Below are 13,455 nucleotides of genomic sequence, written 5' to 3' on the forward strand. Positions count from 1 at the left end.
CCACAAACGTGATCCCCGCTGCCTGTTTTTGACCCCACTTTTGATACACCGCAAACCCCGTAACGACCCGCACTGCGGGGCGAAGTGACCGGCCGGAGGCGCCACCGGCGACCCCGGTCTTTATCCTGCTTTTCTTTTCGTCCTCCGCAAAGAGCCCAGGAGGGGGAAAGCTCTCTCTCCAAAGAGCGGGAACAGCGGCCCAAATCCGGCCCCTATCCGATGGGAGGGGCAGGGACTCTGCCCTCCCGCAATCGGGCCACACAGCGGCCCACTGGCGGTCACGCGGGGCTTTCTTGCTCCCGCAGGAGGTTGGCCACACGCTGGCGCTCCGTGGCCAACTCCAATTCCTTCAGTTGGCGGGCGTAATACTGGTCGATCACCTCCTGGATCGGCCGGAGGGTAAACAGCAGATTCCCGTTGCGCCGACCGCTGCGTTTGGTGATCACCTCGGTGGGCTCGGTTGTGATGAGATTCCTCTCCTCCAACTGTCGGATGTACTTGCGCACGGTATTCTCGCTCATGCCTACCGCCTCACCGATAGTTTTGATGCTGGGCCAGCACTGGTGGGTCCTGTGGTTTTCACATCGCCGCAGGAAACTGTACACTGACAGTTCGCCAGCATTCAGTCCGAGTTGGAAGATCTCATTAGGCAGAGAGAAAAAATTCCCGCGTCCACTGTACTTGCTGTACCTCATGCGCCACCTCCTGTGTGCTCGTTCACCCATTGGATGAACTGCTCCTTGGGTACCACCATCCGATTGCCGACACGCAGCACCGGGAAGCCCGGCTCGTGCATCAGTTCATATCCACTGGACGGTGACACGCCAAGTACCTTTGCCACCGTTTCCGCATTGAGAAACAGCGGCAGGTCATCGTAGGATCTATATTCGGATTCTTTCAATCAGCATCCTCCTCGTTGCGCACATCATCTGGGTGGATCAACCACAGGAACTCCTCCACGGAACTGACCACCCCGGCCTCCTTCAGCTGCTGATATCGGATCAGATCGCAGAGCATTCGGAAATTGACTTCCGCACGCTCCAGCAGCTTATCCATCGCCACGATCTGCTGTTCCGCGCTGAGTGTCGTTGCTTTTTCTGGGCAGTACAGGTAGGCCCGCACCGCATCTTCCTCCAGCATCTCCTCTCCCAAGACTTCCCGCATTCCCTGAAGGACACAGTCCAGGGTTTCTCTCTCCGCATCGGCGATCAGGAAACTCAGAAACTGTTTTTGCCTTGCACCAAATAAATCCATCGTCATTGCTCCTTCTGTGTACTTTGATCTGGGCTTTCCTGACTACGGCCAAGGTCAGGTTTCCGGGTGCTGGAAAATTGCCCCTCACTGATAAGGACACTCAGAAGCAGTTTGTAAACCCAAAAATGAAAAACTTTCAAAAAATTTTAGCTCCTGTCCGGTGTGGACGGGAGCGGAGACTGTTCATAGTAAAATCCAGAAAAAAAGCCGGGGAGCCCTGTCATAAGACAGAGCCCCTCAGCTGTTCGTGGAGCTTTTTCAGCCGCTTTGATACCGCAGCTTTGGACACGCCGTAGATCGTCCCGATCTCCTCCATGGTCAATCCCCTGCCATATCGGAGTTCGACCAGATCCCGGCTCTGAGTGCCAAGACCATCGACGGCTTTCCGCAGAGTTTCAAGCTGGAGGTTCCGGAGTACAGTATCCTCCACGGGACGCCTGACGCAATCCGAAAGGTTAAGCCTCATAGGTACACAATGCAAACCTATGGGGCTTATGGATTCCGCGCAGTGGCGTTTTTGACGAGTGAATGATACCCTTTCATGGGGTTCAGCACAAGAGGCACTTATAGATTTTACTTTCATTTTACGATGCTCTTACCATACCTTAATGTCGGTTATCCTGTGTCTGTGATATGATTATTCTGGTATCTTGTAAATACGGGAAATGAAAACGCCCCGGTTTTATGCCAGGAAGGAATCAGTTTATGAAACGGATATTATCACTTCTTATCAGTCTCGCCCTACTGTTGCTTCTCCCGGCCTGTGATTCGTCCACAGCAGAAGAAGATGGTACCGGAGGGAATGACCACGCTTTTGACTACGGAGGCAGCGTGACTCTGCGCATCCTCTCCGGCTCGGAGAATCAGGAGCTGGAGGACATCCTGGACACGTTTGCCCGGCAGGAGAACATCAACATTGAGATGACCTATCAGGGCTCCCTGGACATCATGCGCACGCTCCAGGGGGAGACTGTGGACTACGACGCGGTGTGGCCGGCCAGCAGCCTATGGCTTACTGCCGGGGACACCCAGTACCGGGTGAAGCACGCCCAGTCCATCTCCATCACGCCGGTCATCTTCGGCATCCGGCAGAGCCTGGCGGAGGAACTGGGCTTCGTGGGCCGGGAGGTATCGGTGAGCGATCTGCTGAACGCCATCCAGTCCGGGAAACTGAAGTTCTGCATGACCTCCGCCACCCAGTCCAACTCCGGATGCAGCGCCTATATTGGTTTCCTCTACGCCCTGCTGGGAAACCCGGATGTCATCACGTCGGAGGATCTGCAGGACCCGGCCTCGGGAGAACAGATTACAGCCCTGCTCTCCGGGGTGGACCGCTCCTCGGGCAGTTCCGACTGGCTCAAGGATCTGTTCCTCATGGGCGGGTACGACGCCATGGTGAACTACGAGTGTCTCATCATCAGCGCCAACCAGGAGCTGGAGGCCCGCGGGGAAGAGACGCTGTATGCCGTCTATCCCTACGACGGGATGTCCCTGGCAGACTCCCCTCTGGGCTATGTGGACAACGGAGACAGCGAAAAGGAGGAGGCGTTCCTGAAGCTCCAAGAGTACCTGCTCTCCGATGAGGTGCAGAACCAGATCCAGCGTACCGGCCGCCGCACTGGGTACGAGGGCGTCTCCCCAGAGAACGAGGACGTATTCCGCGCCGACTGGGGCATCCAGCCCCAGCGGGTCCTCTCCCCCATCCGAATGCCCTCCACCGATGTGCTGATGGAGTGCCTGGATCTGTATCAGACGGAGTTCCGCAAGCCCTCCCTTACCGTCTACTGCCTGGACTACTCCGGCAGTATGGAGGGGGAGGGCCGGGAGCAGGTGGTGGAGGCCATGAGCCAGATCCTGATCCAGTCCAACGCGGAGCAAAACCTGCTTCAGGCGTCGGAGCACGAGGTCAATATCCTCATCCCCTTTGAGGGTTACCCCCGGGACGTCTATACCGCCACGGGTAACGGCGCAGAGTTGGAGTCTCTGTACGACACAGTGGAGTCAGAGGAGGCCGTCGGCGGTACGGACATTTATGCAGCGGCGGAGGAAGCTCTGGATCAGCTGGAGAACTACGACCTCTCCCAGTACACCCCGGCCATCATCCTGATGACAGACGGCGTATCCGACGGCGATTTCTCCGAGTTCCAGCGGTACTATGAGGAGAGCGGTCTGGACGTGCCCATCTTCTCCATCATGTTCGGCTCCGCCGACCCCACCCAGCTGGAGGATCTGGCGGAACTGTCCAACGCCCGGGTGTTTGACGGCCGGGAGGATCTGGTAGGAGCCTTCCGCAGCGTGAAGGGGTATAACTGAAATGAAGAAAGGACAAATGCGGCAGTTGGTGCTGTCGCTGGCGGCCGGGATCGCGGTCTTCCTGGTCCTCGCCCTGGCGCTGAGGTGGAATTTCCTTCTCAGCGCGGCGCTGGGGGTAGGCATCTACTTTGCATTCTGGTTCCTGTTGGCTCCAAAGCCAGACAAATTCACCCTATATTTTACCGATCAACAGGACGCCCAAGAGATGCAGGACCTGATGGCCGAGGCGGAGCGGGATCTGTCCAGCCTGAAGGCCTCTGCGGAGAAGATTACGGATGTCCAGACCCACAGCGACGCCCAAGCCCTGGCGAAAACCGGCGTGCGCATCTATGACTATCTCCGCAGCCACCCGGAAAAGATCCGCAGCGCCAACCGCTTTCTCACCTATTACCTGGACACCGTGGGCCGCATCCTGGACCAGTATCTCACCTATCAGGACGCGGATTTGCGGACGGCGGAGGTGCAAGCGTTCCAGCGAAAGGTGCGCGCCGTCCTGCCCAAACTGAACGCGGGCTTTGAGGCCCAGCTCACAGCGCTGATGGCCTCGGAGCGGTTTGACGCGGAGGCGGACATGAAAGTCATGGAGGGCCTGCTGAACACGGAGGGGATACAATGGGAAACAAAACAAGATGGATCGGACTCCTGATTTTAATTGTTGTGATTGCTGCCGGCGGCATCTACCTGCTGCTGGGCGGCGGACAGGAGCCGGTGACCCTGAGAGGGTATGTGGGCGGCGAGAAGATCGGCCTGCTGGAGGATCCGGAGGTGCAGGAGACCCTGGAGCGGGAGTACCAGATCACTCTGGACTATGCCAGAGCCGGATCCCTGGACATGGTGACGGCGGACCACACTGGACGTGACTTTCTGTTCCCCTCCAGCCAGACCGCTCTGGAGTATTACCAGCAGGTATGCGGCGCGCCGGTAAAGAGCCAGATCATCTTCAATACTCCGATTGTGCTCTACACCCACGTTCCCGTCCTGGATGCCTTCCAGGAGCGGGGCCTGGTGACGGAGCGGGACGGCTGCTATTATATGGACTTGGCGGGCCTGGTGGCGGAGATCGAGGTGGGCACCACCTGGGCGGACCTGGGCCTGCCGGAGCTGTATGGCACGGTGGCGGTGAACACCACCGACCCGGTGCGCTCCAACTCGGGGAATATGTTCGCGGGGCTCCTGGCCAACGTGCTGTGCGGCGAGGTAGCGGACGAAGAGAACGTGGACGCGATCCTACCGCGGCTCCGCGCCATCTTTGAAAAGCTGGGCTATATGGAGGCCTCGTCCTCCGACCTGTTCGATCAGTTTTTGAAGACCGGCATGGGGGCCAAGCCCATCATCGCCGCCTATGAGAATCAGCTTTTGGAGTTTGCCGTGGAGAACCCGGAGGACTGGGAACAGTTGAAAGATGACATCGTCATGATCTATCCCACCCCCACTGTCTGGTCCTCCCACATCTACATCGCCATGGACGAGGCGGGGACGGCAGGCATTGACGCCCTGCTGGACCCGGAGATTCAGAGGCTGGCTTGGGAGAAACACGGCTTCCGCACCGATGTCTCCGGCACGGACAGCGATAACGGGCAGTTCGGGGTGGATCACATAGCTCCTTCCATCACCCAGGTGGCGGCCATGCCCAGCTACGCAACCATGGAGAAGATCGTGGCTGCTCTCTCGTAAATGCTGAGGCATATATCGGTGAATGAGTTTGACAAAATATTAAAAGTACACGGCATTTTTATTGTTGAATCCTGTTGAATATGCGATAATCCACTCTGCATGGGATCGTGGTTCCCGATCCTGTCGATTGGATCGCATCTCCTGACTCGGTTGTAAGAATAAACGGAAAGGCAGGCGAATTGTTTACGGTAGGCTCTGGATAGTATCGTTTGCTTGACGGTGGCAGGCCGGCACAGCATTTCCAAGGCCTCCGGCTACGCTGCGGAGGCCGGCGTGCTCACCGGAACGGCAGCGGACATGCTGGCACCCGGTCAGGCGGCCATCCGGGTACAGACTGTCCAGGCCCTGCTGGCCCTTTCTCAAATCGCGGAATAACAAGGTAAATTGGGGTGCGAAGATCATGAAGAGTTTGGATAAGGAACGCCGGAAGCTGGAAGTGGCCGGATTCTCCGGGCAGACGCTGGACCAGGCGATGGAACTGCTGAAGCGGACGAACGCATCCATCCTGACCGAAATTCTGGTCAAGATGGTGACCAAGCAGGAAAAAACGCCATCCATGGCGCTGCACGAGATGGAGACCAAAACCCGGGAGCTGGAGGCCAAATTGGGACTCTCGTCCAAGGAACCGTCCTAAAAACCGATAAAATGAAGCAGCGGGGAGAAGACAGACGTGTCTTCTCCCTACTGTTTTGCTACGCAAACGCATGGCCGCCTTCTGCAATTTTCATCCAGTGCGTCAATCACATCCGCATGGCCGCGTCCAGGGCCAGGGCGGACCGCTCACACTCGTCTGTCTGCATGGTCAGCTGGACGCAGAGGGGGCTGCCCTTCATGCGCTCACTGGCGTAGACCAGACCGTTGCTGCTCTCGTTCAGCAGGGGGTGGTCGATCTGGGCCGGGTCCCCAAGCAGGATCACCTTGGTGCCCCTGCCCACCCGGGTGATGATCCCCTTCACCTGCCGGGGCGTTAGGTTCTGCGCCTCGTCGATGATGAGCCAGGTGTCCGTGATGGAGCGGCCCCGCATGAAGTTCATGGCCTCGGCGGTAATGATGCCGGTGTCAAAGAGATAGTTGATCCGGCTTCGCAGCTCCGCCTCCCCGCTCTTTTCTTTCTTCTGCTCCAGATCCAGCAGGATCTCCAGATTGTCCACGATGGGCCGCATGAGGGGGGAGATCTTCTCCTGCTCGCTGCCCGGCAGGAAGCCGATGTCCTGGTCGAACTGGGCGTTGGGGCGGCAGACCAGGATCTTGCGGTAGGCCCGGGCCTCTGGCTCCATCACCTGCTCTAAGCCCGCGGCCAGGGAGTAGAAGGTCTTGGCCGTCCCCGCCGGCCCCATGATGATGGCCAGGGGCGCCTCCTCCGCAGGGAGCATCAGCGCCTCCTGCATGAATTGCTGCCCCACGCTGCGGGGCTTGACGCCGAAGGGTTTCCGGCTGTGGTAGCGAAGGGGCATGACCATCCCGCCTTGAAACCGGCCCAACATGGTCTTCTTTTCCTCTGTGTCGGAGCGCAACAGGATGAACTGGTTTTCTGTCAGCATGGCGTGATGCTTCTGTCCCTCCTGGTCCACTGTATACAGGCTTTCAGCGGCAACGCCCTTTTTCTTAAAAGTTGAGAGCAGTTCGTCTGGAACATACATCTCCGCTCGCCCGGTGTAGAGGCCCGTACTGCCGGATACCTGATCGGTGGTGAAGTCCTCTGCCGGCACCCCCATCATCTGGGCCTGGATCCGGATCACGATATCACGGGTAACCAGGATGGCGGGGACACCGTCGTCCATCAGGCCCTTACACACCTTCAGGACACGGCTGCTGGAGCTGTCAGGGTTCATGCCGTGTGGCAGCGTGACATTGACATGGTTAACTTCCAGCCGCAGTGTGCCGCCGCCCGGCAGAGCCACCCCTTCCACCAGATTTCCCCGAAGGCGCATCTGTTCCAGATAGCGGATCACCTGCCGGGCGTTTCCGCCCTGGTCCCCCTCTGCCTGCTGCAGCTCGTCCAGCGCCTCCAGCACCGCCAGAGGCAGCACGATGTGGTTGTCCTCAAAGGACTCCAGGGCATACGGAGCCTGAATCAGAATGTTGGTGTCCAGTACATAAGTCTTCTGCATTGCCATGCCCGCCTTCCAGCCGGAACTTCGTTCCGGGAATTTAGATCCACCCTGCAAAAGCAAGGAGCCCGCTTGTGCGTAAAAGCGCAAGCGGACTCCGACAGTGATGAGCGACAAAGCAGGCGGTTGCAAACCTTCTGATGTGATGCTCCATAGACACGCTCCTCACTGGTATGATGGATTCTGACTTTAGTATAGGAGCGATTTCTGTTGCCGTCTACCGCGCTCATGTAAAGGCACGGTAAAACCCTCTGTTGTGCGTTGGGAAAGAACTATCTGCATTATAAACCGATCCACACTGCCTGCTGCGGGTGTTCTGCAGAGTGGTACGGGATCACCTGCCGGAAGATATTCTGCCGTTCCAGTGCAAGCATCTCCTGGTCTGTACAGTGGACCGGGATGCGGCAGAAGGTGCCGTATCCCTTCCTCTGAAGTCGAAAACTTCCAGTCCCCATCTCTACCGACCCCGTCAGGATTAGGCCGCCAAACTGTGCCCATCGGCGGGCCAACCCTTCATCCCGGGGATCCCGGAGCTGGGGATCACTGAGGAACAATACGCCTGTTTCAGGAACAGACTCCGGGATCGGCTCCACAGTCAGATCACTCAGCTGATCCCGGATATCTGCCGTGGTCCAGGCCTGGTCGCCCCTCAGCCAGTCCAACTGTCTGATGAAGTGTGCATCCCCATAAAAGGACAGTCCGGGCCATGTCTGATGGAGCAGAAGGGCCAGCTCCAGCCCACGGCCATACTTGGGAACGGGAAGAACCAGCGGTTTACCCTGCCCGCAGGATTTGGCCGCCTCCGATAGAAAACCCTGGCGCATCTCTGGGCCACTCCGGGTTTCCGGGCCATAGGCGCTGTCCAGCACCGCCAGATCTGCGTGAAGATCCCGGATGGGATCGGCTACATAGGCCAAGCTGTGTTCCGTGTAGTCGCCGCTGAACAGCAGGGAGCGGCCCTCCAGATGGAAGTGGTACCACACGCTGCCGGTGCAGTGGCCGGAGCGTCCCCATTTCAGGGTCATGCCGTCAGGAGGGGAAAACTCGTTCAAGGAGATCGTTCGTTGGGGCATCTGTTTTAACTGAGAGAGGGTCTCTGGGGTGGCAGCTACTATTCCGTCAAAGCCCTGTTCCTCCAGCCACGGGAGCGCCCCGGTGTGATCGGCGTGGGAGTGGGTCAGAAACACATGGGAAAGGCTGCGGATCTCCTCCGGTTCCAAGTAGGGATTGGGCTGTTCCGCCCCGGCCATCTTGCCGCAGTCTACAAGAAATGAAAGGCGCTCCCCCTGAACCAGGAAACAGTTTCTGCCGTGTTCCCCAACGCCGCCGGCCAACTTGATCCGCATTTTACGCCGCCTTCTTTCGATCTGCCACAGCATTCATGATCAGCAGGGCCGTGGTGGTAATGAACACGCAGAGGACCGCCATGGCCATGCCCAAGGATACGCTGCCCTGCTCAAATTCCCGGTTGATGTAGGTGGACACCACCAGCACGTTGGGCGGGGCGATCAGGCTGGCGGTCACCAGTTCCCGGAAGGAGATGATGAAGATCATCATCCAGCCAGCCAAAATCCCTTTGGAGATCATAGGCAATGTGACCCGACGGAACACATAGGCGGGGCTGCCGCCGAAGGTGCGGCCCGCCTGGATCAGGTTCTCGTTGATCTGTGTAAAGGAGGATGTGACATACTGGACAGTGTAGGGCAGATAGAGCACCACATAGGCCAGCACCATGATCCCCATGGTATTGTAAAGAGGGATTACCTTATAGATGGCGTTCCAGAAGAGCATGATGCCGATGACCATGACAATGCCGGGAAGCATCTCCGGCAAAAGGCTGATGCCCTCTACTACCTTCTTCAGAAATCCTTTGGCTCTCCGTACGGTCAGTACAACGATGGTCCCAATTACCGAGCAGATGGTGGCGGAAGTCACCGCCAGGAAAATGCTGTTCCAAATGGCGTCCAGGCTCTTACTGGTGGTGAACAGTTCCTGGTAGTGATCAAAGGTGAAGTTGCCCGCAGCCAGGCCATACCCCCGCAGTTTGATCAGCGAGGTGGCAATGATGGAGAAGTAGGGAATGCCGATGGCCACGATCACCACGACTGCCACCCAGAGCCAAGCCAGGGCCATTCCCCCTTTGGATAGATTGGTCCGTGCGGGGCGGGAACCCTTGCCACTGATCAGGCGGTAGCTGGTGCGGTTGGTGATGTAGTTTTGCAGCAGCCACAGCCCCATACAGATGCACACCAGCACCGAGGACAGGCTGGCGGATCGGCCAAAGTCAATGGGAGCGGTGGTGGAGTAGCGGTGGATGTCCGTAGTGAATACATAGAAACCGATGCGCCGGCCCAGGGTGTAGGGGGTGCCGTACTCAGATAAAGTCTTGACGAAGACCAGCAGGGCGCCGATGGCATAGTTGCCGGTGAGCAGGGGTGCGAAAATCTTCCGGATCCGCATGCCGAAACCGGCGCCAAAGACGGCGCCGCTCTCCTCCAGGCTGGCGGGAATGTTCAAAATTGCGTTTTTCAGCATGGTCATGAGGAAGGGGAACACATGGAGGCTCATGACCAGCACCAGGCCACCAAAGGAGAAAAACCCCTCAGAGAAGGAGCCGGTCATGGGAAACAGCTGCTGGAACAGGCCCCGTTTCTGCATGAACAGGATCCAGCCCATGGAGGCGATGTAGGGCGGCGTCATAAAGGGCACCATGAACACGATATCCATCCAGCGGTGTTTTGCCAGCTGGGTCCGGGCCAGGAGATAGGCCGTCGGCGCGGCGATGACTGTGGAACACAGAACGACACACACGCCCAGCAGCAGGGAGTTGAAGATGGTCTGAAGGTTTTCTTTGTCCGCGATGATGGACCAGGCCTGGGATAAGTCAAGGCGGCCATCAATGATGACCGCCCTGGCAAATACTGTGATCAGGGGACAAAGGATCAGACCAACCAGGAGCAGCAGGAGCACCCATAGGATGCCGTTGGTTTTCCAGGTTGATGTGGATCGCATAGTTACCTCCCCATACGGTTACTGGCAGATCTCGTTGAGTTTCGCCGCCGTGTCCGTGGCGACCTCCATCATGGCGTCCCAGTCGGTGGGAATCTGCGGGATGTCGGACAGGTTGGTGCGGTTCTCGCACTGGATGTCGCTGCGGCCGGGGAGCAGATAGGCGTCCGCCACCATCTGCTGGGCCTCATCGCTGAAGAGGAAGTCGATAAAGGCCTTGGCATTTTCCACGTTGGGGGCCGTGTTCATGATCATGGCCGGACGGGGGTTGACCACGGTGCCGCTGGCGGGGTAGTAGATGCTGATGGGCTCGCCGTCAGCCATGGAGGAGTAGGCGTTGTAGTCCACGCCCGCGATCAGGATGCCCTTTTCGCCGGTGGTGACGGCCTCAAGCGCGGCGGCGTTGGCGCCGGGCACCGTCAAGCCGTTGTCAGCCCAGGACTGCATGATGGCCTCGCCATTATCCAGGCCGGTGACCAGGCCGGCCAGGAAGTCCTTGCAGGCGCCGGACTTCTCCGGGTCAGGGATAGCGATGTCGTCCGTGTACTCGCTGCCGCTCAGGTCGGCCCAGTCGGCATCCAGTTCAGAATAAATCGTGGTGTTGTAGATCACGCCCACGGCGGAGGCGCTGTAGCCGAAGAGCATGCTGTCGTCATCGATCCAGCCGTCGTTGATCTTGTCCGCGTTGGCGGGAGTATAGCTCATGATCTGACCGTCCTCCTTCATGGACAGACCATCAGACCAGGAGGCCAGGATGACCACGTCGGCCACCGGGTTGGCAGCCTCCGTCTCCAGACGGGCCAGAATCTCGCCGGTAGTGCCCTGGAACTGCTCCACTTCCACGCCAGTCTTCTCCGTAAATGCCGCGGCCAGCTTGTCCGCCAAGCCGGCGGGGCTGGGCATATAGACTGTCACTTTGCCTGAGGGCTGCGTTTCTTCGCCGCTCTCATCGACGGAATCAGTAACAGCAGAGTTGTCCTCATTCCCGGCATTGCTGTTATCATCACCGGACTGCCCGCAGGCCGCAAGACCAAGGCACATACAACCGGCAAGCAGCAGAGATAAAATGCGCTTTTTCATGTTGTTGGATTCTCCTTTTTTACAGATATGATTTGGTTTGGGTCTATGTAAACAGAAAGTGTTTCGCCAGGAATCGCTTTCCGGTCACAGTGGAACATCCAGTTTCCGTGAGGGGCAGCCAATGTGATCTCGTAGGTGTCGCCCAGGTACTGTACGCCCTGTACGGGGAGGTTATACCGCTGATCACCCTCCCGGGGTTCCAGGGACATTGCCTCCGGCCGGAACAGTTGGGTGTCACTGATCCAGTTGGACTTTCCCACAAAACGGGCCACAAATGCGGTAGCTGGATGGTGGTAGATCTGCTCCGGCGTGTCGTATTGCTCCACCACACCGCCGTTGAGCACGGCGATCTTGTCGCTCATGCTCATAGCCTCGGTCTGGTCATGGGTCACAAAAACCGCAGTGAGGTTTAACTGCGTGACCAGATCCTTCAGCTCATGCCGCATCTCTTCCCGCAGCAGGGCGTCCAGGGCGGAGAGGGGCTCGTCAAACAGAATGCACCCGGATTGGATCACAATGGCCCGGGCAAAGGCCACGCGCTGCTGCTGGCCGCCGGAGAGCTGATGGGGATACCGGTGAGCATAATCCTCCAGATGGACGGCTTTCAGCGCCTCCTGCACACGGTGGTCCAAGTCCTTGGTTTGTTTCCTGGCCCGCAGGCCAAAGGCCACGTTCTCAAAAACCGTCATGTGGGGCCACAGAGCAAAGTCCTGAAAGACAAAGCCAAGCTCCCGCTTCTCCGGCGGAAGATTGATTTTCTGCTCTTTTGAGAATGCACAGGTATCCCCCAGCCGGATCTCGCCGGTATCGGGGGTCTCCAGGCCGGCAATCATGCGGAGCAGAGTGGTCTTGCCGCACCCGGATGGCCCCAGCAGGGTGGTAAAGCTGCCGCTTTCGATGGTCAAATCGGTGGGTGCGATGACCCGCTTATTCCCAAATGATTTTGTAATGTTCTTTAACTGTATTTTCATATCAAACCTCACTAACTTGTTTAGCATACACCTTTGGTTCAGATTTAACGATATGAAAGCGGTTAATTCTTAGTGAAATAATCGTAAAGTCAGGGATGGCATCGAAAGGCTGCGGTGTTGCCTTAGACATTGCCGCTGAGGAACTGGGACACATGGAGATGGTCGCCCAGACAATCAATTTACTCAACGGTCACGAGATGGAGGCAAATCAGGTCCAAGCGGGAGAAATCGAGACGCATGTCCTATTGGGCCTAAATCCCGGTCTGATCAATGCCTCCGGCTACTCTTGGACGGCGGACTATGTTACGGTCACCGGGGATCTCTGTGCGGATCTGCTCAGTAACATTGCTTCGGAACAGCGGGCCAAGGTGGTATATGAATACCTGTACCGACAGATCGGGGATAAAAAAGTGCGGGAAACCATCGATTTTCTGCTCAACCAGGAAGAAGTCCACAACCAGATGTTCCGGGACGCCTTCAATGAAGTGCAGGAGAGCGGCTCCAACCAGGACTTTGGTACCACCAAGGCGGCAAAGATGTATTTTTCCATGTCCAATCCAGGCCCTAATACCTTTGCGGGCGGAGATGTATCTGCGCCGAAATTTGAAGAATAGGGTCTGTCCGATACCAATACGGGGAACGAATTATTTTTGTTTACTGCCCCGCAAATCCTGAGCCGTCTCCAGTAGAAGCAACTTGTGTAGTTTCGCGCCTGGAGTTACAATATGGGTAGTCAGGAATAAAAAATGCCTCCCGACTTTTCCCAGTAGCACGCCTGCCAGGAAAAGGCGGGAGGCGTTTTTGACCACAGTTTCAGCCACAGTGCAATGTGGAGTATATGGAAACAGAATGCTCAAAGAGTGACGGAAAGCAAGCGGTTTGGAGCGGATATGGCCATAAAGCACGAAAAATAATTAGAAAAAAGTTCCAGGGGCGCTTGGTAAGGATGAGGTCCCCAGTTCAAATCTGGGTAGCAGCTCCACAAAACACCCGCTTTCCAGGCGAAAAGCGGGTGTTTTCTTTGCTTTTTGCAACTATTTTTG

At 57.5% G+C, this 13,455-nt stretch carries 15 protein-coding genes and 2 pseudogenes; 6 read left to right on the forward strand and 11 right to left on the reverse strand.

The features are described 5' to 3' along the window. Positions 1–278 precede the first annotated feature (278 nt). The 5 genes and pseudogenes from B5F19_RS18055 to B5F19_RS17530 all read right to left on the reverse strand — a co-directional run bounded on the left by B5F19_RS18055 (position 279) and on the right by B5F19_RS17530 (position 1,684). Complete coding sequence (locus tag B5F19_RS18055) at positions 279–521, reverse strand: hypothetical protein (RefSeq protein WP_242972806.1); 243 nt, start codon at positions 519–521, stop codon at positions 279–281. A 3-nt stretch (positions 522–524) separates the two neighbouring features. Continuing rightward, positions 525–725 (reverse strand): annotated as a pseudogene (locus B5F19_RS18060) (helix-turn-helix domain-containing protein); the annotation flags it as partial. Next, a complete protein-coding gene (locus B5F19_RS12170; RefSeq protein WP_087290832.1) occupies positions 692–901 on the reverse strand; it encodes a helix-turn-helix domain-containing protein in 210 nt (69 codons plus the stop codon). The pseudogene B5F19_RS18060 and the gene B5F19_RS12170, both read right to left, overlap by 34 nt. Further along, a complete protein-coding gene (locus B5F19_RS12175) occupies positions 898–1,254 on the reverse strand; it encodes a hypothetical protein (RefSeq protein WP_087290834.1) in 357 nt (118 codons plus the stop codon). Before B5F19_RS12175 ends, B5F19_RS12170 begins: the two co-directional genes overlap by 4 nt. A gap of 220 nt (positions 1,255–1,474) precedes the next feature. After that, positions 1,475–1,684 carry a sigma-70 family RNA polymerase sigma factor gene (locus B5F19_RS17530; RefSeq protein WP_162612573.1) on the reverse strand — a complete coding sequence of 70 codons (210 nt, stop codon included), beginning with the start codon at positions 1,682–1,684 and terminating at the stop codon, positions 1,475–1,477. A gap of 275 nt (positions 1,685–1,959) precedes the next feature. Here B5F19_RS17530 and B5F19_RS12185 point away from each other — a divergent pair, with 275 nt between their 5' ends. The 5 genes from B5F19_RS12185 to B5F19_RS12200 all read left to right on the forward strand — a co-directional run bounded on the left by B5F19_RS12185 (position 1,960) and on the right by B5F19_RS12200 (position 5,875). After that, the gene (locus B5F19_RS12185; protein ID WP_087290838.1) at positions 1,960–3,567 is read left to right on the forward strand and encodes a VWA domain-containing protein; all 1,608 of its coding nucleotides are present in this window, start codon (positions 1,960–1,962) and stop codon (positions 3,565–3,567) included. A 1-nt stretch (position 3,568) separates the two neighbouring features. After that, complete coding sequence (locus B5F19_RS12190) at positions 3,569–4,213, forward strand: 5-bromo-4-chloroindolyl phosphate hydrolysis family protein (protein ID WP_087290841.1); 645 nt, start codon at positions 3,569–3,571, stop codon at positions 4,211–4,213. Continuing rightward, the gene (locus B5F19_RS12195) at positions 4,180–5,241 is read left to right on the forward strand and encodes a hypothetical protein (RefSeq protein WP_087290843.1); all 1,062 of its coding nucleotides are present in this window, start codon (positions 4,180–4,182) and stop codon (positions 5,239–5,241) included. The genes B5F19_RS12190 and B5F19_RS12195 overlap by 34 nt, the downstream gene beginning before the upstream one ends. A 213-nt stretch (positions 5,242–5,454) precedes the next feature. Further along, a complete protein-coding gene (locus tag B5F19_RS17535) occupies positions 5,455–5,616 on the forward strand; it encodes a hypothetical protein (RefSeq protein ID WP_162612574.1) in 162 nt (53 codons plus the stop codon). A gap of 25 nt (positions 5,617–5,641) precedes the next feature. Further along, on the forward strand, positions 5,642–5,875 hold the full coding sequence (locus B5F19_RS12200) for a hypothetical protein (RefSeq protein ID WP_087290845.1): 234 nt from the start codon (positions 5,642–5,644) through the stop codon (positions 5,873–5,875). Positions 5,876–5,981: 106 nt separating this feature from the next. Here the strand turns inward: B5F19_RS12200 and B5F19_RS12205 are convergent, their stop codons facing one another. From B5F19_RS12205 to B5F19_RS12225, 5 genes are all read right to left on the reverse strand, one after another. Beyond that, positions 5,982–7,352 carry a PhoH family protein gene (locus B5F19_RS12205; RefSeq protein WP_087290847.1) on the reverse strand — a complete coding sequence of 457 codons (1,371 nt, stop codon included), beginning with the start codon at positions 7,350–7,352 and terminating at the stop codon, positions 5,982–5,984. A gap of 281 nt (positions 7,353–7,633) precedes the next feature. After that, positions 7,634–8,698, reverse strand: coding sequence for an MBL fold metallo-hydrolase (locus B5F19_RS12210; RefSeq protein WP_162612575.1), 1,065 nt, complete (start codon positions 8,696–8,698; stop codon positions 7,634–7,636). A gap of 1 nt (position 8,699) precedes the next feature. Further along, positions 8,700–10,364 (reverse strand): iron ABC transporter permease, encoded by a 1,665-nt coding sequence (locus tag B5F19_RS12215; protein ID WP_087290851.1) that lies wholly within the window; start codon positions 10,362–10,364, stop codon positions 8,700–8,702. Positions 10,365–10,382: 18 nt separating this feature from the next. Then, positions 10,383–11,441: an ABC transporter substrate-binding protein gene (locus B5F19_RS12220; RefSeq protein WP_087290853.1), complete on the reverse strand. Its 1,059-nt coding sequence runs from the start codon at positions 11,439–11,441 to the stop codon at positions 10,383–10,385. Further along, positions 11,438–12,412, reverse strand: a complete 975-nt coding sequence (locus tag B5F19_RS12225; RefSeq protein WP_087290855.1) for an ABC transporter ATP-binding protein — start codon at positions 12,410–12,412, stop codon at positions 11,438–11,440. The genes B5F19_RS12220 and B5F19_RS12225 overlap by 4 nt, the downstream gene beginning before the upstream one ends. A gap of 122 nt (positions 12,413–12,534) precedes the next feature. Here B5F19_RS12225 and B5F19_RS12230 point away from each other — a divergent pair. Then, positions 12,535–13,026 (forward strand): annotated as a pseudogene (locus B5F19_RS12230) (manganese catalase family protein); the annotation flags it as partial. Between the two features lie 239 nt (positions 13,027–13,265). Here B5F19_RS12230 and B5F19_RS17720 read toward each other — a convergent pair. Further along, a partial coding sequence (locus tag B5F19_RS17720; protein WP_204248328.1) for a hypothetical protein occupies positions 13,266–13,455 on the reverse strand: 190 nt, incomplete at its 5' end.

Source organism: Pseudoflavonifractor sp. An184 (assembly GCF_002160305.1).
GTDB lineage: Bacteria > Bacillota > Clostridia > Oscillospirales > Oscillospiraceae > Lawsonibacter > Lawsonibacter pullicola.